Source organism: Streptomyces sp. NBC_01363, assembly GCF_026340595.1.
Classification (GTDB): domain Bacteria; phylum Actinomycetota; class Actinomycetes; order Streptomycetales; family Streptomycetaceae; genus Streptomyces.
In genome coordinates this window covers 635,874-660,373 of the sequence record NZ_JAPEPF010000002.1, presented here as the reverse complement: position 1 = coordinate 660,373, position 24,500 = coordinate 635,874, and the positions used below count along the sequence as shown (strand labels likewise).

Below are 24,500 nucleotides of genomic sequence, written 5' to 3'. Positions count from 1 at the left end.
CAGTCTGTCTCTGATGCCTCGGACGCCACGCAGAGCGCCCGGAGCAGGTCTATGAAGCCGCCTTGCCACCGATCCACGGAACCGTGTCGACCGGCCGGCGCCGATCAGTCGGCGGCGACGGCGGGAACGGGGACCTCAAGGGTCTCGCCCCTCCCGCGTTCCTCCACGGGAGGCCGCCGCTCACGGAGTTCCGCGATGGCGGCCTCGAAGTCTTCGAGTGTGTCGAACGCCCGGTACACGGACGCGAACCGCAGGTACGCGACGAGGTCGAGTTCCTGCAAGGGGCCGAGGATGGCCAGACCCACGTCATGGGTGGTCAGCTCGGCACTGCCGGTGGCACGCACCGCCTCCTCGACCCGCTGGCCGAGCTTGGCGAGGGCGTCCTCGGTGACCGGCCGGCCCTGGCACGCCTTGCGCACGCCGGAGATGACCTTGGTACGGCTGAAGGGTTCGGTCACGCCACTGCGCTTCACCACCATCAGCGAGCAGGTCTCCACCGTCGTGAAACGGCGGGAGCAGTCGGGGCACTGGCGGCGGCGTCGGATCGACGTGCCGTCGTCGGTGGTTCGACTGTCGACGACCCGGCTGTCGGGGTGCCTGCAGAAGGGGCAGTGCATGGCTCCCAACCCTCCTTCACAGCACGACTGAATAGCCTCCTCAGGGCCTGTCGGGGCCCCTGGAAGCTGTCACAAGCATAGGCGATGGCCACATCCTCGGCGGACCGGGGACCACAACTTCTGGGTGGCTGGAACAATCCAACCACTAGATCTTGGGTTTGGCCGCGCATTCGGCCCTACCGCGTGTCGCGCATCACGAGCGACCGGCAGGCAGCCCAAGGCCGCGTACGAGGTTACGGGAACCGCGCGGCGGCCAGGATTGCGGGGCTCCCGCTGTCGGACCCGGACAGCGACCCGACAGCCACCCGCGTGGCGGCGCCGCACCGGTGGCCGCTACCGTAATAGCCCGAATTGCGGGTCGACCCGCAAGGGAGTCCTGGCCCCTCGGTCATCGCACATACACCTGACAGAGAACACACGGCAGACTTTTATTCGTTTTTCACTCGAACGTGTGTTTGGCGCAACCTTTCGAAAGCTACTACCGTTGTCCAGCTAGGGAGACCATTCGAGAGGGGCCGACGTGACCACCACCGCAGACAGTGCCACCATCACTGCCCAGGACCGCTCCCAGAGCCGATTCGAGCCGGTGCATGCCATGAATGACTCAGTCACGAACATGGAGGGGCCAGAGCCCGCGCGCCCGGCGCGCTCATTGCCCGGCCGACCTCCTGGAATCCGGGCGGACAGCTCGGGGCTCACGGACCGGCAGCGGCGCGTGATCGAGGTGATCCGGGATTCCGTGCAGCGGCGTGGTTACCCGCCCTCGATGCGGGAGATCGGTCAGGCGGTCGGCCTGTCCAGCACGTCCTCCGTCGCCCATCAGCTGATGGCCCTGGAGCGGAAGGGTTTCCTGCGCCGCGACCCCCACCGCCCGCGGGCGTACGAGGTCCGTGGTTCGGACCAGCCCAGTTCGCAGCCCACCGATACGACCGGCAAGCCCGCGGCATCGTATGTTCCGCTGGTCGGCCGGATCGCGGCCGGTGGCCCGATCCTCGCCGAGGAGTCGGTCGAGGACGTCTTCCCCCTCCCCCGCCAGCTCGTCGGTGACGGCGAGTTGTTCGTGCTCAAGGTCGTCGGTGACTCGATGATCGAGGCGGCGATCTGCGACGGCGACTGGGTCACCGTGCGCCGCCAGCCCGTCGCGGAGAACGGCGACATCGTGGCAGCCATGCTTGACGGCGAGGCGACGGTCAAGCGCTTCAAGCGGGAGGACGGCCATGTGTGGCTCCTCCCGCACAACTCCGCGTACCAGCCGATCCCGGGCGACGAGGCGACGATCCTCGGCAAGGTGGTGGCAGTACTGCGGCGGGTGTGAAGCTCGCCGGTTCCGACCGGGCCCCGGGATCCACTGCGCCGATCCCGGGGCCCTGCCCATGCCTCCGGGCACCCGAAGCGGACTACTTGCCGTCGGCCTTGGCCACCGCGTCGATCGCCGCGAGCGAGCGGCGCACCTGGTTACGGTCGGTGGTGTACCAGAAGTCGGGCAGCGAGGCCCGCAGATAGCTGCCGTACCGGGCGTTGGCCAGGCGCGGATCGAGTACCGCGACCACGCCCTTGTCGCCCGTGGCCCGGACGAGCCGGCCGGCCCCCTGGGCCATCAGCAGCGCGGCATGCGTCGCCGCGACGGCCATGAACCCGTTGCCTCCCGCCTCCTCGACCGCCTTCTGGCGCGCGCTCATCAGCGGATCGTCGGGACGCGGGAACGGGATGCGGTCCATGACCACCAGCTGGCAGCTGGCCCCCGGCACATCGACGCCCTGCCAGAGCGACAGCGTGCCGAAGAGGCAGGTCTCGGGGTCGGCCGCGAAATTCTTGATCAGCTCGCCGAGCGTCTCCTCGCCCTGCAGCAGGATCGGCTTGTCCAGCCGACCCCGCAGCTCCTCCGCGGCGGCCTGGGCCGCCCGCATGGAGGAGAACAACCCGAGGGTGCGCCCGCCCGCCGCCTCCATCAGTTCGGCGAGCTCGTCCAGCATGTCGGTGCGGGAACTCTCCCGCCCCGGCGTGGCCAGATGCCGGGCGACATACAGGATGCCCTGCTTCGGGTAGTCGAACGGCGAGCCGACATCGAGTCCCTTCCACTGCGGGATGTCGTCGCCCGCAGTGCCTTCGGGAGCCAGGCCGAGCGAGGCCCCCACCCCGTTGAAGTCCCCGCCGAGCTTGAGCGTGGCCGAGGTCAGGACTACGGACCGCTCGGTGAAGAGCTTCTCGCGCAGCAGCCCCGAGACGGAGAGCGGTGCGACCCGTACGGACGCGCCGAAACGGTCATGGCGCTCGTACCAGACCACGTCGTACTCCGAGCCCTGGGTGATGCGCTCGGCGACACCGTGGATCGTCTCCACCGACGCCAGGGCCTGCTTGCGGACGGCGTCCTCGTCCTGGACGGACTTGTCCCGGGTGGCTCCCAGGGCCGAGATCACCGTGCGCGCGGCGTCGCGCAGCGCCAGCAGCGCGTAGCCGAGGTCCTCGGGGACCTCTTCCAGGCGGCCGGGAAGCGCCAGCTCCATGACGCGCTCGAACCCCTCCGACGCGGTCTGCAGCGCGTCGGCGGCCTTCTCGTTGACCAGCTTCGCCGCGCGGCGCACCGCGCGGTTGACCTGGCCGGGGGTGAGCTCGCCGGTGGCCACCCCGGTGACCCTGGAGACCAGCTCATGGGCCTCGTCTACGATCAGCACCTCGTGCTGCGGGAGCACCGGGGCGCCCTCGATGGCGTCGATGGCGAGGAGGGCGTGATTGGTGACGACGACATCGGCGAGCTTGGCCCGCTCACGTGCCAGCTCGGCGAAGCATTCCGCGCCGTACGCGCACTTGCTGGCGCCCAGGCATTCGCGGGACGAGACGGAGACCTGCGCCCAGGCACGGTCGGAGACCCCCGGGGTGAGGTCGTCGCGATCACCGGACTCGGTCTCGTCGGACCAGTCCCGGAGCCGGAGCAGATCCTGGCCGAGCTTGCTCGACGGGGCGGCGGCCTCGAACTGGTCGAAGAGCCCCTCCTCCTCTTCCTGCGGCACTCCCTCATGGAGCCGGTGCAGACAGAGGTAGTTCGACCGGCCCTTGAGCATGGCGAACTGGGGGCGCCGACGCAGCAGCGGGTGCAGGGCGTCGACCGTGCGCGGAAGGTCGCGCTCCACCAGCTGGCGCTGCAGCGCCAGCGTCGCCGTGGCCACCACGACCCGCTCCCCGTGCGCCAGCGCGGGCACCAGGTAGCCGAGGGACTTGCCCGTGCCGGTACCGGCCTGGACGAGCAGATGGGAATTGTCGTCGACGGCCTCGGCGACGGCCCCGGCCATGGCGGCCTGGCCGGGTCGTTCCGTACCGCCGACGGCGGTCACGGCGGCGTGCAGGAGCTCGGGAAGGGATGGCTTCGTCATAGCCCGACCAGCGTACGGGTCCCCACTGACAACACCGGTCACTCCCGGACTCCGGCGGAGGGGTGGAGCGGGTTGGGAACGGTCCCGTGGATGGCCGCGTGCGGGCGCTGGGGGCGGTCCCGGTATCCGTCGACATGCAGGCGGTTGCGGTTCAGACAGAGGCGTTCGATGCAGGGTGTCAGCAGGTCGAACATCTCGAACCGCTCCTTGAGCTCCGGGAAGCGGGCGTGGTGGCGCAGGATCTCGGCCCGCACGAGTGACCAGAAATCGGCCTCCGGAACGCCCAGCTGTTCCTCGCACAGCGGGGACAGGAAGCGGAACACACCGATGAACAGTCCGGAGTGGATGAACTGGGTGAGGAAGGAGGGTTCCTCGGTGAGCAGGGTGCGGCGTACGTCCTCGGGCATCGACTCGTGCTCCGGCAGCGGCCGGGCGCTGATGTTCACGTCGTCGACGAAGTCCTTGATCGCCAGTCGCACCGGTACGTCCTGGTCGTCGAAGACCACGATGGCGTTCTCGCCGTGCGGGGAGAACACCGTGCCGTAGCGGTAGAGGAAGTGCAGCAGCGGCGGCAGCAGGGCGGCGAAGAGGCGGGTCAGCCAGGTGGTGGGCGTCAGCCCGGAGCGGGCGACGAGCTCGGCGGTGAAGGCGCGGCCCTGCGGATCGGTGTGGAGCAGCGAGGCGAGGGTCCGGGCCCGCTCACCGGGCGCGAGCCGGGGCTGGAGGGGCTCGCGCCAGATCGCACCGAGGATCTCCTTGAACTGGTACGGGGCCTCGGGAAGGTGGTCGTAGAGCGGGTGCTCGACCGCCACCGAGGCCACCTCGCCGAGCAGGATGACCCCGCAGGTGTCACGCAGAAAGGCGTCCCCGTCGCGCAGGCCGTGGACCCAGGCGGTGACGGCGGGGGCCGCGAGGGTGCGTTCGGTCGGCAGTCCTCGCCAGACCAGTGTGTTGAGGATCGACAGGGGCAGTTTGACGGTGTGCCGGTCGGGGCGGGCCACGTTGCTGAAAGTGCGGATGGACTGCTGAGCCAGCCTGAGATCCGCGTCGGCGTGCAGCGGAACGATGTCACCGGCGGCGATGGCGGGGGCGAAGACCGGAACGATCCATTCGTCCCACTGCCAGGGGTGTACGGGAAGGAAGAGGTAGCTGTCGGCATCGAGGCCGCGGGTACGGAGCACGGCGGCGAAGGAATCACGGACCGACGGGTCGAGTTCCTGTGCGTACAGCTGGTCCGGTCCGGCCAGGCCGGCCACTCCGCGGTAGGCGGCGATCCTCGTGGAGACCGCGATCCACGGCAGCGTGAGGGGCGTGCGGGCCTCGGGGGTGTAGCGCGAGGCGTCGGTGGCGGAGAAGCCGAGGCGGCCCTTGTTGGCGACGAGCCAGGGGTGACCGGTCTGGTGCCCTTCCAGCTCGGCGTAGTCGAGGTCGGCCAGTCGGGCCGCGGTGAGGGCGGTGTGGTCGAGCCGGGCGTCGGCGGTGAGGGTGGTGGTGATCTCACGGATGAGGTGGCCGAGGGTGGCGCCGTCGATGTCGAGGAGCCGGCGGGCGCGCACGAGGAACTGGAGCGGATCGCGGAAGGGGACGGGGTCGGTGCTCCGGTCGCCGGGCGGCCCGGTGGCGGGGCCCCGGCAGCCGTCGGGCTCCGCGCCGGCCGGCGTCCCGGGAGTGTTCCCCGGCGTCTCCAGGATCGAGTCCGGGGCGATGTGCCAGCTTCCGTACACGCCCCGCCGGGCCCTGAAGCCGAGGGTTCCGCCGTCGTCGAGGCCGAGGGTGTACGTATCGCCGCCTGCCTGCGCGGACGGCTCGATGACTTTCTCGTAGGCGAATTGACCGAGCATCTTCGCGAGCAGTCGGGCGGCGGCTCCGTCCCAGACCGTCCGGTTCAGTTCTGGCGTGCTGAGCAACTCGGCGGACTGCGCCGAATCATGGCTCGCGGGATATTTCGGCACGGGGACTCCTCGGGACGGAACCGATGGGTTTCGAGCGGTGTGAGTTGTGCAGCGGTTCGTTCACAGCTGGGCACGATGAGTTCGGTCGCGGACCATCAGGGCGGCTCGTTTGTCGGGGAGTTCGAGTTCCGCGGAGAAGCGGAAGCCGGCACTCAGAAAGGCGGAGACGGACGGGGTGTTACGCAGATCGGGTTCCGCGACCACCCGCGCGCACCGGGGGCGGTTGTCGAGTACGAGATCGGCGACGGCCCGCAGCAGAGTGGTTCCGACGCCGCGCCCGCGGTTGTTCACACCACCGATGAGCAGGTGGATGCCGGTGTCGTGCGGACGGGCCGGGTAGTGGCGTGCCAGCGGGTCGAGATCCGCGCGGTAGATCTCCCAGTAGCTCATGGGAATGCCCGCCAGCACGCCGAGGCAGGGGACGCTGCGTCCGTCGCCGTCGAGTTGAGTACGCAGATGGGCGGCTGTGACCGCTTCTGGTCCGGCGAGTTCCCAGAAGGCCGCGACGGCGGGGTCGTTCATCCAGCGGCTCAGTACGGCGAGATCGCGTTCCAGCCGCACGGGGACGAGTTGGAGGACTCCGGCCGGGGTGGTGACCGGTCCCCAGTCGGCCGGATGGTCGAGCAGGTCGGAGGAGGCCGCCCTGCTCGCCGTCGGCTGCGTACCTGCCCGGCCCGCGTCGCCCGTGGTGCCCGTGGCGCCCGGGGGGTCTTCCCCGAACAGGGCGAGGAGTTCCTCGGAGAGCTCCAGGTCCAGGGTGTCCTCGGCACCTGTGTCGGCCGGTGGGGCAGGACCGGTAACGGCGTCGGTGTGCGCATCGGCTGGAGCCACGGTGTCGCTCTCCTCTCGGCGGTTCAGGCGGTGGTGATGTTCCCTCAGGCGTACAGGGGGTTGGCGATGGTGACGTAGACGGACTGGGTGTCGACGGGGCCGACGAGCTCGTCCAGGCCGTGCATCCGGGTCAGCAGGTTGGCCTTGCACCGTAGCTCGGGCTTTTCCAGCAGGTGCGCGGGGAGCGGGGAGCCCAGGGCGGCGGCCGAGCCGAGGAATCGACGGAAGGCCGCGATGAGTACGCGTTCGTCGGCGAGACGCTGGGCGCCGAACGCCCCGATCAGGCCGAACACATGGTTGATGCCGAGGTAGTAGGCGAAGCGTTCGTCGGTGACCGCGTCGGAGACGAAGGTGTCGCTGGCCGATCCGATGCCGGGGAGCCTGCGCTCCAGCGCCGCGCGGTGGGACTCGCGGAAGTAGTAGCCCTGGTTGTCGCGGTATCGGCCGCCGACCGGCCATCCCTGGGGGTCGAGCAGCACCAGGGTGTTCTGCTGGTGTGCTTCGAGGGCCACGCCTGCGTGGCCGTCGAGCCAGAGCACCGGGCCCACGACGCGGTGCAGGTAGCGCAGGAACCACTCGGCCGCGACCGCGCGCACGGTTCGTCCGGTGACGGCGGCCAGGGAGTGGACGATCTCGACGAGGCGCGAGTGCATGCCCGTCCTGCCCGGCCATGGGCGCGGGGCGGTCAGGGCCGCGATGCAGACCGCGTCGTCGTGCGGCCCGAACGGGTTGTGGCGAAGCATCACGTCGAGGCCCTGGACGGGTTCGCCGTCCGGGCCGTCCACGGCGAGCCAGGCGGGGTCGCGGACGATGTCGAAGCCCGGATGGGCGGCGTGCCACTGTGTGGCGAGCCCGCTGCGGAGCAGCCGGTGGACCTCCACTCCGCGGTGCAGTTCCTTGCGAAGGTTCTCCCGGCGGGAGTTGGTGATGCGTACGCCGAGGGAGAGCTTGAGCATGACCTCGGCACCGGGCCGGTGCACGGTACGGACGGAGGAGGTGGGGTGCCAGCGCCTGCCGTGCGGTCCCAGGTCGTGGAGGAGCCCGGCGTCGAGCAGGGCGGCCACCTCGGGGCGGTGGGCGAGTTCGCGGGCCTGCCAGGGGTGGAGCGGAATCGGTGCGGTGTTCTCGGGGAGGCGCAGCCCCTCGGCATGGCGGGTGACCAGCTCCGTGGCCGGCACGGGACGGCCTCCGTCGGTCCAGGCGGAGTCGGTGGCCAGTACGGACCGGTCGGCGGCCATCCAGTGCAGCGGGAAGGAGCCGTGCGACTCGGGCGAGTAGAGGCGGGATTCGGCGTCGGAGAGCCCTTCTCGGCTCTTGGGGGTGGGGTGGAGCGGGTGCCCGAGCAGAAGCGACTGCTCCGCGGTGAGGAAGAGATCCGCCTCGGCCGGGGCGTGGGGAGTGCGGCGCCGCTCGGCGATGAAGCCGGCGGTTCGCCGTACCGAGTCGGCCACCCGGGCCACCATGTCGGCCCCCGGGTCGCGGTCGGTCTCGCGGCCCAGGAGAGCGGCGATCGTGACGGCGTCGGCGGAGGGTGCTCCTTCGGGTGCCCCCTCCAGGGCGGGCGGGCCGAAACGGTGCCAGCCGGTGACCGACCAGTGGAGGACGGGGACGAGCAGGGCCGTTCCGCTGGCGGGGAGGGGGACGCGGAGTGTGTGCCCGTCCGGCTCGGGCAGGTTGGTTTCCCGGACCCAGCAGCGCAGCAGATTCTCCGCGCCCGCCGTGTCGGCGGCCTGCAGCGGGTCCGGGTGGTCGAGCGGGTCGGCCGGTGCCCCGGTGGTGAGCGCGGACTTCGGGGTGCACCACTCGTCGGGCGGTGCCGTCATCTGGCGCGGCACGGTGGACTGCTCGGCGACGAGGTGGCCGGTGAGCCCGGCCTGTCCTCGCTGCTGGATGGGGGGAGAGCCGTCGGCCTGGGGCGCGGGGGTGGGGTTCACGGCGGTCTTTCTCGTGAGGGTGTCCGGGGTCAGCGGATCGACCCGGTCGTGATCCGGCGGTGCGGCAGCCGCTCGGCGGCTGCCAGGGCGTCGGCGAGGCGGTCCATGACCGCTGTCGCCTGTTCGTCGGTGAGTGTGAGGGGAGGGAGGAGGCGTACGACGGTGGAGTGTCGTCCACCGAGTTCGACGATGAGCCCGCGGCGCAGGCACTCCTGCTGGACGGCTGCGGCGAGGGCGGGGGCGGGCGGCGGCTCGGGGCTGTCGCCGGGCGGGGCGGCTTCCGGGTCGACCAGCTCGACCCCGATCATCAGGCCGCGTCCGCGTACGTCACCGATGGTGGGGTGGTCGGTGGCCAGCGCCTGGAGGCGGGCGAGCATGCGGGCGCCGAGGGTCGCGGCGCGCTCGGCGAGGCGGTTCTCCCGCACGAAGGCGAGGGTGGCCGTGCCCGCCGCCATCGCGAGCTGGTTGCCCCGGAAGGTGCCGGCGTGGGCGCCCGGCTGCCAGGTGTCGAGTTCGGAGCGGTAGACGATCACGGCGAGCGGGAGGGAACCGCCGATCGCCTTGGAGAGCACCATCACATCGGGCACGATCCCACTGTGTTCGACCGCCCAGAAGGCACCGGTGCGACCGACGCCCGTCTGGACCTCGTCGGCGATCAGGGGGACGGAGCGGGCCTCGGTGATCTCGCGCATCCGGCGCATCCAGCCGTCGGGAGCGGGGTTCACACCGCCCTCCCCCTGCACCGGTTCGAGGATCATCCCGGCCGGCGCGGGTGTGCCTCCCTTGGGATCGTCCAGGAGGTTCTCGGTCCACCGGGCGGCGATCTCCGCGCCGCGCTCACCGCCGACGCCGAAGGGGCAGCGGTAGTTCCGCGGGTAGGGCAGCCTGGTCACCCGTACGTCCTCGGCGCCGCCCGAGGCGGCAAGGGCTCCCGCCGTCATCCCGTGGTAGGCGCCGGTGAAGGCGAGGAGGCCGCTGCGGCCGGTCGCGCCGCGGACCAGCTTGAACGCCGCCTCGACCGCGTCCGTGCCCGCCGGGCCGCAGAACTGGATCCGGGCGTTGTCGGCGAACTGCCGCGGCAGGGTGGCGAACAGCTCCGTGGTGAACGCGTCCTTGACCGGGGTGGCGAGGTCGAGCACATGCAGCGGCGCACCCGAGTCGAGGACCTTCTTGATCGCCTCCAGCACGACCGGGTGGTTGTGTCCGAGCGCCAGGGTGCCGGCTCCGGAGAGGCAGTCGAGATACCGCCGTCCGTCCGCGCCCTCGATGGTCAGCCCTCGGGCCCGGACCGGCACGATCGGCAGTGAACGCGCGTAGGTACGGGCGGCGGATTCGCGCAGGGACTGGCGGCGCAGGATCCCCTCGTGCACCGACGGTGCTGCCACCGGGGCTGGTTCGGTCACGGCCACGGCTGTTGGTCCTCCCGCTGTAACGGTTGCGTTGCACATCAGTACGTCGACGCACGGACGGAGTACGGGGATGAACGCTTTCCCCGGGTCCCACGCACGTACCAACGACGCCGGGGGCGACGGATCACGGGTAAATCGGAAGATCCTTGCGGAGGCGGAACCACGGCCCTGCCGCTCACCGTCCCCATCGGCACCGGCATAGTGGGGGCCGCACAGGATCCAGGACGGTTGTCCGGAAGTCCGCAGGGTGTTCGGAGCAGGTGGCTCGGAGCAGTACCGCAGTGCAGTACAGAAGTGTTGAGTTACGAAGTCCCAGGGGGATCACCACATGCGACTCATTCGACCGGTTCTCGCCGCACGTCAGGGGAGGGCACGCCGTCGGCCCTCGTCGGTGCTCGCGGTGGCCGCGGTCACCGCGGTGCTCGCGCTCGGCGCCACCGCCTGCGGGCCCGAGGAGGACAACGCGAGTGACAAGCCGAGCGTTCCCGCCGGCCAGTCCTCGGACGGCAAGATCACGATTCCTGACGATCTGAAGGACCGGCTCAAGGCACACGGGATCGACCTCGACCAGTGGAAGAACGGCGAGTGGAAGAACTGGGACAGGGACAAGTGGCTGCGCGAGGCCAAGGACTTCGTCAACCCGATCATCGAGGACCTCTGGGACCCGGATCGGATGCGGGATGCCGACAGGTCGCCCGAGAAGCCGGTCGACAACGACATCTCGGGTGACGTGGGCGTGACGGACCCGACGCCCGCGCCGGTCCAGGCCGCGGGCGTCCGGACGCCGTACCACGCCAACGCCGCGGAGTCCGGGAAGCTGCTCTTCGACAGTCCCGAGGGCTCCATGGTCTGTTCCGCGACCGTGGTGAAGGACCCGGCGCACCCCGGGAAGTCCAACCTGGTGTGGACCGCCGGGCACTGTGTGCACGCGGGCAAGAAGGGCGGCTGGTACCGCAACATCGCCTTTGTGCCCTCGTACAACAACCAGGGCCTTTCCCTGGCCGCGCTGAAGAAGGCGACCAAGCAGGAGATCGCCCCCTACGGCGTCTGGTGGGGCACTTGGGCGCAGACGTCCGACCAGTGGATCTCGCAGGGTTCCTCGATGGGCGGACTGGGCGCGCCCTACGACTTCGCGGTGCTGCACGTGACGCCGGAGAAGGGCTCGACAGGCAAGTCCCTGGAGGAGACGGTCGGTTCCGCGCTGCCCGTCGAGTTCAACGCCCCGGCCGTGCCGAAGATCAACAGCATGACGGCGACCGGCTTCCCGGCCGCTCCGCCGTACGACGGCCAGAAGGCGTTCCAGTGCGCGGACAAGCCGGGCCGGCTCTCGCTGACCGCGCAGGACCCGACGATGTACCGCATCGGCTGCACCATGACCGGCGGCGCATCGGGCGGTGGCTGGGTCGCGGCGGGACAGGACGGGAAGCCCGCACTGGTCTCGAACACCTCCATCGGGCCGGTGACCGCGGGCTGGCTGGCCGGGCCGCGGTTCGGCAAGGAGGCCAAGGGCGTCTACGAGTCGGTCAGCAAGAAGTACGCGGGACAGTGACGACGGACCGTCACCCGGCCCGGTGGCGGTGACGGTGACGGCACATCGGGGGAGGCAGCGACGGCAAGTCCGTGCTGGTCTCCAACACCTCCATCGGGCCGGTGCCTTCGGGCTGGCTCGCCGGTCCCCACCTGGGTCCGGGCGCGAAGGACGTCTTCACCACCATGAGCGAGAAGTTCGCCGGCCACTGACGGCCACCGGCACCCGATGACGGCCGAAGGCCCGCCCCTGGTCGGGGCGGGCCTTCGGGTCTTTGCCGGGCCGTATCGCGTCGCGGTCAGTGCGCCACGGGGACGAACGAGGAGAGCTCGGCCGCCAGCTCCTCGTGCACCCGCGCCTTGAGCAGGGTGCCCTCCGACGTGTGCTCCTCGGAGATCACCTCACCCTCGGCATGCACCCGGGAGACGAGTCCGCCCTGGATGTACGGCACGAGCGCCTCGATCTCGACCGACGGCCGCGGCAGCTCGGTGTCGATGAGCGCGAGCAGCTCCTCGATACCGGCGCCGGTGCGCGCCGAGACGGCGATCGCGTGCTTCTCGATGCGCAGCAGTCGCTGGAGCACCAGCGGATCAGCCGCGTCCGCCTTGTTGATCACCACGATCTCGGGCACGTTCACCGCACCCACTTCGCGGATCACCTCGCGCACCGCGGCGAGCTGCTCCTCCGGCACCGGGTGGGAGCCGTCCACCACGTGCAGGATCAGGTCGGATTCGCCGACCTCCTCCATGGTGGAGCGGAACGCCTCGACGAGGTGGTGCGGCAGATGCCGTACGAACCCGACGGTGTCGGCCAGCGTGTAGAGCCGGCCGCTCGGCGTCTCGGCCCGGCGCACGGTCGGGTCCAGGGTGGCGAACAGCGCGTTCTCCACCAGGACGCCCGCACCGGTGAGCCGGTTGAGCAGCGAGGACTTGCCCGCGTTGGTGTAGCCGGCGATGGCGACCGACGGGACCTTGTTGCGCTTGCGTTCCTGGCGCTTGATCTCGCGGCCCGTCTTCATCTCCGCGATTTCCCGGCGCATCTTCGCCATCTTCTCGCGGATCCGGCGCCGGTCCGTCTCGATCTTGGTCTCACCGGGACCGCGGGTGGCCATGCCGCCACCGCCGCTGGAACCGCCGCCGCCCATCTGACGGGAGAGCGACTGACCCCAGCCGCGCAGCCGCGGCAGCATGTACTGCATCTGTGCCAGCGAGACCTGCGCCTTGCCCTCTCGGGACTTGGCGTGCTGGGCGAAGATGTCGAGGATCAGGGCGGTCCGGTCGACCACCTTGACCTTGACGACGTCTTCCAGGTGGATCAGCTGGCCGGGGCTGAGCTCACCGTCGCAGACGACGGTGTCGGCCCCTGATTCGAGGACGATGTCGCGCAGCTCCAGCGCCTTGCCCGAACCGATGTAGGTGGCCGGGTCCGGCTTGTCGCGGCGCTGGAAGACGGCGTCGAGCACCTGGGCGCCCGCCGTCTCCGCCAGCGCGGCCAGCTCCGCGAGGGAATTCTCCGCGTCACGCACGGTCCCCGACGTCCAGACACCGACCAGCACCACGCGCTCCAGGCGCAGCTTTCGGTACTCGACCTCGGTGACATCTTCGAGCTCGGTGGAGAGTCCGGCCACACGCCGCAGTGCGGCGCGCTCGGAACGGTCGAGCTGCTCGCCGTCCCGCTCTCCGTCGATCTCGTGGCTCCAGGCGACGTCCTCTTCCATCAGGGCGTCGGCCCGAAGGCTCTCGGTGAGGCTTTCGGTGACATTCTCCGTAGCGCTCTGCGCATCCTGCGCGTCCTGGGGAAGGGAAGAAGAGGAGGTCATTGGATCCTTACGTCGTTGGAAGTCCGTTACATCAGTCACAACGCGTGACCCCTTCCGATGATTCCCGCTGTCGGGAATCTCCGGTCCGGCCGCCGCGGCGACTCGTCGATAGTGGCATGGTCCGCCGCACCAGTCACCCGGGTTTACCGCTGTCCGGCGGGCGCGGTGCTGTGCCAGTCCGGGTGCCCCGGCATCGGCGGGGTCTTCTCCCCGTACAGCCAGCCGTTGAGGAACGAGGTCAGGTCGCGGCCCGCGGTCCGGGACGCCAGCCGGACGAAGTCCTGGGTGGTGGCGTTGGAGTCCCGGTGCTTCCGCACCCAGCTCCGCTCCAGCCGGTCGAACGCGCTCGCGCCGATCTCCTGACGCAGCGCGTAGAGGATCAGTGCGCTGCCGTCGTACACCACCGGCCGGAACAGGCTGATCTTCTGTCCGGGTGCCGGGGCGTCGGGGTGGGCCGGGGGGCCGCCCGCGGCGCGCCAGCCGTCGGACCTGGTGTAGGCCTCGCGCATCCGGCGTTCCAGGGACTTGCCGGCGTGCTCCTCGGCGTAGCGGGCCTCGTACCAGGTGGCGTGTCCCTCGCTGAGCCACAGATCGGACCAGCTCTGCGGGGAGACGCTGTCGCCGAACCACTGGTGGGCGAGCTCGTGCACCATGATCGAGTCGAGGTACCACTCGGGATAGCCGGTCCCGGTGAACAGGGACCGTTCGAAGAGCGAGAGCGTCTGGGTCTCCAGCTCGAAGCCGGTTTCGGTGGCGGCGACGAGCAGTCCGTACGTCTCGAAGGGGTAGCGGCCGACCTGCTGTTCCATCCACGCCAGCTGGGCGGGGGTCTTGCTCAGCCAGGGTTCGAGGCGTTTGCGGTCGGCGCCGGGCACCACGTCGCGTACCGGCAGTCCGTGCGGGCCGGTCCGGCGCAGGACTGCGGAGCGCCCGATCGACACCTGGGCCAGTTCGGTGGCCATGGGGTGTTCGGTCCGGTAGGTCCAGGTGGTGTCGGCGCCGTGCCGGGCCGTGCCGGTGGGCAGTCCGTTGGCCACCACGGTCAGGTCCTTGGGCGCGGTGACCCGGAAGGTGAAGTACGCCTTGTCGGAGGGGTGGTCGTTGCTCGGGAAGACCCGGTGCCCGGCATCGGCCTGATTGGCCATGGCCAGGCCGTCGGCGGTACGCAGCCAGCCGCCGCTGTTCTGGTCGCCGCTGGGGTCGCTGGTGTGCCGGACGGTGATGCGCAGCGGTACCCCGGCGGGGAGCCGCCCCAGTGGCTTGATGACCAGGTCCTCGTCCGCGACGGCGAAGTCGGCGCGCAGTCCGTTGACTTCGACGCTGCGGACCGTGCCCCGGGTGAAGTCGAGGTTGATCCGGTCGAGCGGTTCGGTGGTCCGCGCGTCGATCCTGGTGACGGCGTCCAGCGGCTTGCTGTTGTCGCCGTGGTAGGTCAGTCCGATGTCGTAGGCGCGGACGTCGTACCCGGGGTTGCCGAGATGGGGGAAGAGCTGATCGCCGATGCCGAGCGGCACGGGTGAGGGGAGGGTGGCTGCGACGAGAGTGGCTGATGCGGTGGCCAGCAGAGCGGCCCGCAGACGGCGGGAGATGAACGGCATGAACTACCGCTACCAGCGACTCCCCGCTGGACAGGTGCGGCGCGCGCCGCACCACCCGAATGAGAGCGCTGTGGCGGATGGCTCCGACCGGAGGAGTCAGACGGTGGCCGCGGGGTGCTGGGCGCGGCTCACGTCGTACACCCCGGGCACGTCACGCATGGCGCGCATCAGGGCCGGCAGTCCGGCCGCGTCGGGGAGCTGGAGGGTGTAGGTGTGCCGGACCCGCTGTTCGCTGGGCGGTTCGACGGTGGCGGAGATGATCGCCGCGTCCGCCGTCGCGATCGCCTCGGTGAGATCGGCGAGCAGCCGGGGCCGCCCGAAGGACTCGGCGACCAGCGTGAACCGGCAGTCGGTGGCATCCTCCCAGCTCACCCCGACCGGCTCCCGGCCGACGGACCGCATCCGGGCGACGGCGGGACACTCCAGCCGGTGCACGGTGACGGCGCCGCCGCGCACGACGAATCCGGTGACGGCGTCGGGTGGCACGGGGGTGCAGCAGCCCGCGAGCCGTACGGTGGCGTCCGGCCGGTCCACCACAGCGGTCGCGGCGAGCCCGGCGCCGGAGGGTTCCGGTGGCTGCGGTCCGGGCCTGGAGTGGCCCTGCGACGGCTGCTCGGGCCCGGTTTCCGCGGGCCGGCCGCCGTGCGGGCTCCGGGTGTCCTCCGGGTGGGCGTCCAGCCAGCCGGTGATGGCGATTCGGGCGGCGGGGGTCCTGGCGTGGTCGAGCCAGTCGGGCGAGGGGCCGGAGGCGGCGTCCTCGGCGAGCAGCAGCTGCACGGTGTCCCCGTCGCTGAGCACGGTGCCGAGGGTGGCCAGTCGGCCGTTGACCCGGGCGCCGATGCAGTTGTGCGCTTCGTTCCCGTACTGCGCGTAGGCGGCGTCGACGCAGCTGGCGCCGGCGGGCAGCCCGAGCGTGCCGCCGTCGGTCCGGAAGACCGTGATCTCCCGGTCCTGGGCCAGGTCGGCGCGGAGCGTGGTCCAGAAGGTGTCGGGGTCCGGGGCGGACTGCTGCCAGGCGAGGAGCCGGGAGAGCCAGCCGGGCCGGGTGGGGTCGGCGCGCTCTCCGTCCGCGGGTTCGGCGGCCTGGGGGCCGGCGCCGCCGTCCGCGGCGTACGGATTGCCGAGGGCGATGACTCCGGCCTCGGCGACCTTGTGCATCCGGTGGGTACGGATGAGGACTTCGGCGACCGCCCCGTCCTCGCCCACGACGGCGGTGTGCAGCGACTGGTACAGGTTGAACTTGGGGGCGGCGATGAAGTCCTTGAACTCGGAGATCACCGGGGTGAAGCAGGTGTGCAGTTCGCCGAGCACGGCGTAGCAGTCGGCGTCCTCGCCGACGAGCACCAGCAGCCGGCCGAAGTCGGTGCCGCGCAGCTCGCCGCGTTTGACGCCGACCCGGTGCACGGAGACGAAGTGGCGCGGCCTGATGAGGACTTCGGCGGGGATACCGGCCTCCCGCAGCACCGTCGTGCCGTTCTCGGCGATGGCCGCGAGCGGGTCCTGAGGGGCGGCGCCGGAGCCGTCCGACCGCGCCGACGCGGCCGCGATCAGCGCGCGGGTCCGTTCGTACTCCTCGGGGTGGAGGATCGCGAAGACGAGGTCCTCCAGCTCGGTCTTGAGGGCCTGCACGCCGAGCCGTTCGGCGAGCGGGATCAGCACGTCACGGGTGACCTTGGCGATCCTGGCCTGTTTCTCGGGCCGCATCACGCCGAGGGTGCGCATGTTGTGCAGCCGGTCGGCGAGCTTGATCGACATGACCCGGACGTCGTCCCCGGTGGCGACCAGCATCTTGCGGAAGGTCTCCGGCTCGGCGGCTGCTCCGTAGTCGACCTTTTCGAGCTTGGTGACGCCGTCGACGAGGTAGCAGACCTCTTTGCCGAACTGGTCCCGTACCTGCTCGAGGGTCACATCGGTGTCCTCGACGGTGTCGTGGAGCAGCGATGCGGTGAGCGTCGTCGTCTCGGCGCCGAGCTGGGCGAGGATCAGCGTGACCGCGAGCGGGTGCGTGATGTACGGCTCGCCGCTCTTGCGCATCTGGCCGCGGTGCGAGGACTCCGCGAGCACATAGGCCCGGTGCAGGATCGAGAGGTCGGCATCCGGATGGTGGGCCCGGTGGGCCTCGGCGACATGGCCGATGGCGTCGGGCAGCCGGTCGCGGGGGACGGGACCGAGCAGCGCGACACGGCCGAGCCTGCGCAGATCGATCCGGGGACGGCCCCGTCGGCGGATGGGGGCACCTGGGCTGGTGGCCTCTGCACTCATGGGGCACCTCCGGCGACGTCGACCGGCGGTGGGGAGGCGCGGTCGCGCCTCCGGGCCGGTGCTTGATGCTACCGAGCCCACCACGTGGCGGAGTCCGGCTCTCGCCCAGCGTGAAAGGGATCACCCATTCGAGCGAAGCTCTAAGGCCTTTCCGTTTCGAGCCAGGCGGAGTCGATCAGGCCCTCGGCGACGATCACGGCCGGTCCGGTCATCTCGATCTCGCCGTCCGGCCGCTCGGTGATCACGAGGGTGCCGCCGGGCAGATCGACCGTGTACGTGACGGGGGTGCCGGTCTCCGCGGGGTCCGCGCCGTCCCTGCGGGCCGCGGCGACGGCCACGGCGCAGGCGCCCGTGCCGCAGGAGCGGGTCTCGCCGGAGCCTCGCTCATGGACCCGCATGGCGACATGGCGCGGTCCGCGGTCCACGACGAATTCGATGTTGACGCCGTCGGGGTAGACGGCTGCGGGGCTGTAGGGCGGCACGGAGAGCAGGTCGCCGGCGTGTGTCAGGTCGTCGACGAAGGCGACCGCGTGGGGATTGCCCATGTTCACGTTGCGGGCGTCCCAGCTGCGACCGCCGAGGCTGACCGTGACGCCGTCCTCGGGAAGGAGCGCGCGCCCCATGGAGACCGTGATGGCGCCGTCCTTGGCGATGTGGACCTTCTTCACGCCGCCCCGGGTCGCGACGGCGAGGTCGCCCTCCTCGACGTGTCCGGCGCGCTGCAGGAACCCGGCGAAGACCCGCACCCCGTTGCCGCACATCTCGGCGATCGAACCGTCCGCGTTGCGGTAGTCCATGAACCACTCGGCCTCGTCGGCCATGGCCCGCGCCTCGGGGTGCGCGGCGGAGCGTACGGCGTGCAGCAGCCCGTCACCGCCGATACCGGCCCGGCGGTCGCAGAGCCGGGCGACGACGGACGCGGGCAGGTCGATGGCGTTGTCCGGGTCGGGAACGATCACGAAGTCGTTCTCGGTGCCGTGACCCTTGAGGAAGGCGATCTGCGAGGTGCTCACAGGGCAACTGTACGAAACAGCGCCGACAACCGACCGCCCCGGGCCGCCCCGCCGACTCCCGCGCGAGGTGCAGGACCTGCGGAAAGGGCCCGCTCCGGCCGTCAGCGGAGCCGTGCCACGCGCCAGACGGCCAGGGCGACCAGCGCGCCGCCGACGACGACGTACAGGGCGATCACCCGCCAGTCGGACCGCTCGCCCGAACCCCGCTGCGGCAGGCCGGGCCAGGTGTATCCCACCCGGCGGGCGGCCATCATGCCCCAGCCGGCCGCGCAGCAGCTGATCAGCAGGCCCAGCATGGCCACGACCGCGCCGCCGTCGCCGAACTCGAAGGCCAGCGGGAAGGCGAACATCAGCGATCCCACCGCGGCGAGCATGACGATCGGTGCCAGCTGCCAGATCCGCAGCCTGCGCGCGGGCCGCAGCTCGACCTCGACCTCGGGGGTCGCTTCGAGCTCGTCCGGACCGTCGGGGCTCAGACTGCCTGTCCCGTGCAGCGCGTCCGGTGCGTCTTGTTCAGTGTCGCGAGGGCCGGCCTCCATCGCCACGCGCCCTCCCAACTCGGACTCCACTGGTCGATCGATGCTCGATGATGGCACGCTCCAGGTCGCCGAAATGACGGGCAGGGCTTCCCGATGCCATCACGTGATCAGGCTGTAACCGCTCGTTCGACCAACGCCAGCGCCTGGCGCGGGAGTTCCCCGCGGTGCTCCGCGGCGCCGCTCAGCCAGTGGACCCGCGGGTCGCGGCGGAACCACGAGTCCTGACGGCGTGCGAATCGCTTGGTGGCGCGAACGGTCTCGGCCCGTGCCTCGTCCTCGGTGCATTCCTGGGCCAGCGCGGCAAGCACCTGCTGGTAGCCGAGTGCCCGGGACGCGGTGCGGCCCTCCCGCAGACCCTGTGCCTCCAGGGCGCGCACCTCGTCGACGAGCCCGGCCGCCCACATCCGGTCGACCCTCAGGGCGATGCGTTCGTCGAGCTCGGGGCGGGCCACGTCGACACCGATCTGGACGGTGTCGTACACCGCATCGTTACCCGGGAGGTTGGCAGTGAAGGGCTTGCCGGTGATCTCGATGACTTCGAGGGCCCTGACGATCCGGCGGCCGTTGCTCGGCAGGATGGCCCGGCCCGCTCCGGGGTCGGCGGCGGCGAGCCGGGCGTGCAGCACTCCGGAGCCGCGCTCGACCAGTTCCTCCTCCAGCCTGGCCCGTACGTCCGGGTCCGTGCCGGGAAACTCCAGGGCGTCGATGGCGCCCTTCACGTAGAGCCCGGAGCCGCCGACCAGGACGGGGGTGCGACCGGCGGCGAGCAGCCGGTCGATCTCGGCGCGGGCCAACCGCTGGTACTCGGCGACGCTGGCGGCCTCGGTGACGTCCCAGATGTCCAGCAGGTGGTGCGGGACGGAACCGCGTTCGGCGAGCGTCAGCTTCGCGGTACCGATGTCCATTCCCCGGTAGAGCTGCATGGAGTCGGCGTTGACCACTTCACCGTCGAGCTGCTGAGCAAGGAATACCCCCAGATCGGACTTTCCGGCTGCAGTGGGACCGACAACGGTGATGACCCGCGGTGCGGGAGCTGAACTTCTCACTGCCACAGTCTCGCAAACCTCCGCGGGTCTTCCCGAACGAGTGAGCCTGCCCGGCCCCCTCGGGAAGACGCCGGGTGCCGCGCCGCGCCGACCGCGGAGCCCCGGACAGCGCGGATCTTCCCGCGCGCCAGTAGAATCCGAAGTAAATATGGGCGTTTTTTCACGGTTTGAAGAAGCGCCCGACCGTAGTCCCCCAGCAGGGAAGGTGCCCGATGGGCTTCCTGGACAATTTGAAGGCCAAGCTGAGCCCCGCCAAGGACAAGGTCGGCGAACTCGCGCATCAGCACGGGGACAAGATCGACCAAGGGCTCGACAAGGCCGCACGGACGGTCGACCAAAAGACCAAGGGCAAGTACAGCGACAAGATCGAGTCCGGCGCGAGGAAGGCCAAGGACGCGGTCGAGCGCCTGTCCCACAAGGACGAGGGTGCTACACCCAAGAACGAGGGTGGTACACCCAAGGACGAGGGTGGTACGCCGCCCGCCTCCTGACCATGAACTGATCAAGTCCGATGGACGGCCGTGGAGCGAGGACGCTGCACGGCCGTTATCCGCACGTCTCCGGGCGGCAGGGGCTCAGGACCAGGTGGCGACCAGGTAGCCCACGCCGTACGGAGCGTCCTCGTACAGCAGCCGCCCGGCCAGTCCCGCCCCTTGCGCCGCGCCCGCGAGCACCTGCCAGGGCGCCCGGCCCGCCGCCTTCAGTTCGTACGCCAGTGACGCGTCCAGCGCGATCAGCGCGCCGGTGTCCGCCGTGCTCAGCGCACGGGCAGCCGCCGCGTCGAACCCCTCGGCACGTTCGTCCAGATAGCCCGGGGCCTTGAGCGTGCGGCAGGCGCTGCCGTCGCCCATCACGAGCAGCGCGACCCGGTCCGCCCCGGCGGCCAGGTCCCGTCCGGCGCTCGTACAACGGCCGGTTTCGAGCGGCTCTCCCACGCCCAGCCCCTCGACCGGCACACCGGCCCATTCCGCGCGGGCCAGCAGCCAGGCGCCGACGGAGAGGGACGGCGGAAGCGAGTCGTCCGCCACCGGTCCGCGGTCGCGCCCGAGCCGTACGCCGAGGTCGACGCCGAAGCCCTTGAAGGTGCCGGTGGCCCCCTCGGGGTGCGGGCCACGCCCCGGCAGGTCCGCGGGTCCGACCACGATCAGCAGATCGGGGCGCGCGGCGGCGAGCACACCGAGGGCCTCGGCGCAGGCGTCCCGCACGGCGTCGAGCTCGGGCGCGGCACCGGCGGCGACCTCCGGTACCAGCAGGGGTGGGCAGGGGCAGACAGCGGCGGCGACAAGCATGGTGGGCAGCGTACTGCTTGGACCCGGCACGCCCGTCGGCCGCCGTCGGGCTCCCCGGTGTCAGTCGCAGCCACAGCCGGGGGCCGCCGCGGTCGGCAGCGGCGCCGGGGCTCCGATGCCCGGCAGTCCCAGCATCACCCCGGCCGGCTTGGCCGCCGCGGCGGCGGAGCGCTTCTCCCAGGCGTCCCCGGCCCGGGTCCGCCGCACGGCCACCGGTGTGCCCTCGGCAAGGAGGTGGTGCGGGGCCGCGTAGCTGATCTCGACGGTCACCACGTCGCCCGGTCGCACGTCCTGGTCCGGCTTGGTGAAGTGGACCAGGCGGTTGTCGGGGGCGCGGCCGGAGAGACGGTGGGTGGCGCCGTCCTTGCGGCCCTCCCCCTCCGCGACCATGATCTCCAGCGTCCGGCCGACCTGCTTCTTGTTCTCCTCCCAGGAGATCTCCTCCTGGAGGACCGAAAGGCGCATGTACCGCTCCTGGACGACCTCCTTGAGGATCTGCCCCTCCATCTCGGCGGCGGGGGTCCCGGGGCGCTTGGAGTACTGGAAGGTGAAGGCGTTGGCGAAGCGCGCCTCGCGGACCGCGTGCATGGTCTGCTCGAAGTCCTCCTCGGTCTCACCGGGGAAGCCCACGATGATGTCGGTGGAGATCGCGGCGTCCGGCATCGCGGCGCGCACCTTCTCGATGATTCCGAGGAAACGCTCCTGCCGGTACGAGCGCCGCATCGCCTTGAGGATCGTGTCGGAGCCCGACTGCATCGGCATGTGGAGCTGGGGCATCACATTGGGCGTCTCGGCCATCGCCGCGATCACGTCGTCCGTGAAGTCGCGGGGGTGCGGCGAGGTGAAACGGACCCGCTCCAGCCCTTCGATCTTCCCGCAGGCGCGCAGCAGCTTGGAGAAGGCCTCGCGGTCGCCGATGTCGGAGCCGTACGCGTTCACGTTCTGGCCGAGCAGGGTGATCTCCGAGACGCCCTCGGCGACCAGGGCCTCGATCTCGGCGAGGATGTCGCCGGTGCGGCGGTCCTTCTCCTTGCCGCGCAGCGCCGGGACGATACAGAAGGTGCAGGTGTTGTTGCAGCCGACGGAGATCGAGACCCAAGCCGCATAGGCGGACTCGCGCCGGGTGGGGAGCGTGGAGGGGAATGCCTCCAGGGATTCGGCGATCTCGATCTGCGCCTCCTCCTGGATACGGGCGCGCTTCAGCAGCACGGGCAGCTTGCCGATGTTGTGCGTACCGAAGACGACGTCCACCCAGGGGGCCCGCTCGACGATGGTGTCGCGGTCCTTCTGCGCCAGGCAGCCGCCGACGGCGATCTGCATGCCGGGCCGCTTGGTCTTCATCGGGGCGAGCCGGCCGAGGTTGCCGTAGAGCTTGTTGTCGGCGTTCTCCCGCACCGCGCAGGTATTGAAGACGACGACGTCGGCGTCGCCGTCGGAACCCTCGTCCGCACGGATGTAACCCGCGCCCTCCAGCAGCCCCGACAGCCGCTCGGAGTCGTGGACGTTCATCTGGCACCCATAGGTGCGGACTTCGTAGGTCTTGGGTCCCTCGACGCTCACTGCGGGGCTCCGGTCGCTGCTGCTGGTCATGCCCTCAAGGGTATGTGGTCCGGGAGACGGCCCCGCTGCCTCGGGCCCGGGACGCCGACGGCGCCCGTGCCGGGGCGGCGGAGGGTCTCCTCTTCGGCCTTCGCCGGGACGCCAGGAGTGTCGGCCTTCTCCGGCCGGTCCCTCTTCCTTGGGCCACTCCCCCTCCGGTCGGTTCCCTCTGCGTCGGCTCCCTTCAGTCGGTCCCGAAGAGACGCCGTCCCGGCTGGTGCCAGTGCTTCAGGCCGGGGAGCCCGTCGCCCGCCTCCGGGCCCCAGCTTCCCGGCGCGTACGGGAGGGGTTGCCCGGCGGGGTCCAGCACTGGCTGGACGATCCGCCAGCACTCCAGGATCGCGGGAAAGAAGGCGAAGTACTCGGGGTCGCCCTCGACGGCTCCGCGGAGGATGTTCTCGTACGGAAGTTCCTGCCGCCCCAGTGCCTGCGCGAAGTCGACGCCGACGGGGACGGTCACCGGCTCCTCGCCCTTCCCGGGCTTGCGCAGCATCAGGTCGGCCCTGATTCCGGTGTCGCCGGCGATGCGGAAGCGGATGAGGTTGGACGTCGTCTCCGTCGTGTCCCCGCCGAAGAGCTCCAGCGGCGGCTTGCGCAGTTCGACCACGACCTCCGTGGCGGTCACGGCCAGCGCCTTGCCGCTGCGGAGGTAGAAGGGCACCCCTGCCCAGCGCCAGTTGTCGATGAACAGACGGGTCGCGAAGTATGTCTCGGTGGTGGACTCCGGTGCGACGCCTTCGACGTCCAGGTAGCCCCGGTACTGGCCGCGCACGGTGTCGGCGGGGTCGATCGTGCGGGTCGCGTGCAGCACCCGCCACTTCTCCAGCCCCTGGGCGCGGGCATTGGTGACGCTCGGCGGGTCCATCGCCAGGAAGGCGAGGACCTGGAGCATGTGGTTCTGGACCACGTCGCGCAGGCAGCCCACCCCGTCGTAGAAGGATCCCCGGTCGGCGACGTCGAAGTCCTCGACGAGGGAGATCTGGACGTTGTCCACGTAGGAGCGGTGCCAGATCGGTGCCAGCAGGGTGTTGGCGAAGCGGGAGACCATCAGGCCCTCCACCGCGTCGGAGCCCAGGAAGTGATCGACCCTGAGCAGGTGGTGCTCGTCGAAGTGGGCGCCCAGCGCGTCCTGCAGTTCCCGCGCCGAGTCGAGATCGTGCCCGAACGGCTTCTCCACCACCAGCCGGGCGTTACGGTTCAGGCCCGCCTCGCCCAGGCCCGCCGCGACGGCGGTGAACAGCGACGGAGGGATCGCCAGATAGTGGGTCACGAACCCGAACCCGGCCACGGCCTCGCGCAGTCTGTCGAAGGTGGAGCTGTCGGCGAAGTCACCGGTGACGATGGACAGGCGCGCCGCGAGCCGGCCGAAGACCGCCTCGTCGATGTCGGTGCAGGCGGCTGCGACCGCCTCCCGTGCGTGCCTGCGGAGCGCGTCGTCGTCCCAGTCGGTGGCGGCCACACCGATGACGGGAACATTGAGTCTGCCGTTCTCGGTGAGGCGGTACAGCGCGGGGAGCAGCATTTTCTTGGCCAGGTCACCGGAGATACCGAAGAGCACCAGGGCGTCGGAGTGTTCGAGGTCGGTGGAGGTGAGGAGCGTGTCGCTCATCGCGAGCGTCCTTTCAGGGGTGAGGCTCCGCGGGTCGGGGGAAGCGTGGTGCCGGACCGGCGCCGGTGCGGGATCTCAGACGGTCTT

Annotated in this window: 18 protein-coding genes; 3 read left to right on the top strand and 15 right to left on the bottom strand. The window is 70.7% G+C overall.

Going from position 1 to position 24,500, the window contains the following annotated elements:
- Positions 1-104: 104 nt before the first annotated feature.
- Positions 105-617 (bottom strand): transcriptional regulator NrdR, encoded by a 513-nt coding sequence (gene nrdR / locus OG611_RS30965; protein ID WP_093898913.1) that lies wholly within the window; start codon positions 615-617, stop codon positions 105-107.
- 520 nt (positions 618-1,137) lie between these two features.
- Between nrdR and lexA the strand changes: the two genes are divergently transcribed.
- A complete protein-coding gene (gene lexA / locus OG611_RS30960) occupies positions 1,138-1,932 on the top strand; it encodes a transcriptional repressor LexA (RefSeq protein WP_072488421.1) in 795 nt (264 codons plus the stop codon).
- Positions 1,933-2,014: 82 nt separating this feature from the next.
- On the opposite strand, the gene OG611_RS30955 is transcribed toward lexA, so the two are convergent.
- From OG611_RS30955 to OG611_RS30935, 5 genes are read right to left on the bottom strand one after another with little or no spacing between them, the layout of a single operon-like run.
- Entirely contained in the window at positions 2,015-3,985 is a 1,971-nt protein-coding gene (locus OG611_RS30955) for an ATP-dependent DNA helicase (RefSeq protein WP_266427674.1), read from the bottom strand.
- Between the two features lie 38 nt (positions 3,986-4,023).
- The gene (locus OG611_RS30950; protein WP_266427671.1) at positions 4,024-5,937 is read right to left on the bottom strand and encodes an IucA/IucC family siderophore biosynthesis protein; all 1,914 of its coding nucleotides are present in this window, start codon (positions 5,935-5,937) and stop codon (positions 4,024-4,026) included.
- 60 nt (positions 5,938-5,997) lie between these two features.
- On the bottom strand, positions 5,998-6,768 hold the full coding sequence (locus OG611_RS30945) for a GNAT family N-acetyltransferase (RefSeq protein WP_266427668.1): 771 nt from the start codon (positions 6,766-6,768) through the stop codon (positions 5,998-6,000).
- A gap of 44 nt (positions 6,769-6,812) precedes the next feature.
- Positions 6,813-8,702, bottom strand: coding sequence for an IucA/IucC family siderophore biosynthesis protein (locus tag OG611_RS30940; protein ID WP_266427666.1), 1,890 nt, complete (start codon positions 8,700-8,702; stop codon positions 6,813-6,815).
- Between the two features lie 29 nt (positions 8,703-8,731).
- Positions 8,732-10,111, bottom strand: coding sequence for a diaminobutyrate--2-oxoglutarate transaminase family protein (locus tag OG611_RS30935; protein ID WP_266427663.1), 1,380 nt, complete (start codon positions 10,109-10,111; stop codon positions 8,732-8,734).
- A gap of 328 nt (positions 10,112-10,439) precedes the next feature.
- On the opposite strand from OG611_RS30935, the gene OG611_RS30930 reads away from it, so the two are divergent.
- On the top strand, positions 10,440-11,660 hold the full coding sequence (locus OG611_RS30930; protein ID WP_266427660.1) for a serine protease: 1,221 nt from the start codon (positions 10,440-10,442) through the stop codon (positions 11,658-11,660).
- 277 nt (positions 11,661-11,937) lie between these two features.
- On the opposite strand, the gene hflX is transcribed toward OG611_RS30930, so the two are convergent.
- The 6 genes from hflX to miaA all read right to left on the bottom strand — a co-directional run bounded on the left by hflX (position 11,938) and on the right by miaA (position 19,916).
- Complete coding sequence (hflX, locus tag OG611_RS30925) at positions 11,938-13,458, bottom strand: GTPase HflX (RefSeq protein WP_266427655.1); 1,521 nt, start codon at positions 13,456-13,458, stop codon at positions 11,938-11,940.
- Between the two features lie 143 nt (positions 13,459-13,601).
- Entirely contained in the window at positions 13,602-15,056 is a 1,455-nt protein-coding gene (locus OG611_RS30920; RefSeq protein WP_266427651.1) for a M1 family metallopeptidase, read from the bottom strand.
- A 96-nt stretch (positions 15,057-15,152) separates the two neighbouring features.
- On the bottom strand, positions 15,153-17,318 hold the full coding sequence (locus tag OG611_RS30915; protein WP_266427648.1) for a bifunctional (p)ppGpp synthetase/guanosine-3',5'-bis(diphosphate) 3'-pyrophosphohydrolase: 2,166 nt from the start codon (positions 17,316-17,318) through the stop codon (positions 15,153-15,155).
- A 140-nt stretch (positions 17,319-17,458) separates the two neighbouring features.
- The gene (dapF, locus tag OG611_RS30910; RefSeq protein WP_266427645.1) at positions 17,459-18,331 is read right to left on the bottom strand and encodes a diaminopimelate epimerase; all 873 of its coding nucleotides are present in this window, start codon (positions 18,329-18,331) and stop codon (positions 17,459-17,461) included.
- Positions 18,332-18,432: 101 nt separating this feature from the next.
- Complete coding sequence (locus OG611_RS30905; protein WP_266431329.1) at positions 18,433-18,870, bottom strand: hypothetical protein; 438 nt, start codon at positions 18,868-18,870, stop codon at positions 18,433-18,435.
- Between the two features lie 107 nt (positions 18,871-18,977).
- Complete coding sequence (miaA, locus tag OG611_RS30900) at positions 18,978-19,916, bottom strand: tRNA (adenosine(37)-N6)-dimethylallyltransferase MiaA (RefSeq protein WP_266427642.1); 939 nt, start codon at positions 19,914-19,916, stop codon at positions 18,978-18,980.
- 212 nt (positions 19,917-20,128) lie between these two features.
- Here miaA and OG611_RS30895 point away from each other — a divergent pair, with 212 nt between their 5' ends.
- On the top strand, positions 20,129-20,407 hold the full coding sequence (locus tag OG611_RS30895; RefSeq protein WP_266427639.1) for an antitoxin: 279 nt from the start codon (positions 20,129-20,131) through the stop codon (positions 20,405-20,407).
- Positions 20,408-20,491: 84 nt separating this feature from the next.
- Here the strand turns inward: OG611_RS30895 and OG611_RS30890 are convergent, their stop codons facing one another.
- From OG611_RS30890 to zwf, 3 genes are all read right to left on the bottom strand, one after another.
- Positions 20,492-21,205 (bottom strand): class III extradiol dioxygenase subunit B-like domain-containing protein, encoded by a 714-nt coding sequence (locus tag OG611_RS30890; protein ID WP_266427636.1) that lies wholly within the window; start codon positions 21,203-21,205, stop codon positions 20,492-20,494.
- 60 nt (positions 21,206-21,265) lie between these two features.
- Positions 21,266-22,795, bottom strand: coding sequence for a tRNA (N6-isopentenyl adenosine(37)-C2)-methylthiotransferase MiaB (miaB, locus tag OG611_RS30885; RefSeq protein WP_266427634.1), 1,530 nt, complete (start codon positions 22,793-22,795; stop codon positions 21,266-21,268).
- 193 nt (positions 22,796-22,988) lie between these two features.
- Positions 22,989-24,413 (bottom strand): glucose-6-phosphate dehydrogenase, encoded by a 1,425-nt coding sequence (zwf, locus tag OG611_RS30880; protein ID WP_266427632.1) that lies wholly within the window; start codon positions 24,411-24,413, stop codon positions 22,989-22,991.
- Between the last annotated feature and the right edge of the window lie 87 nt (positions 24,414-24,500).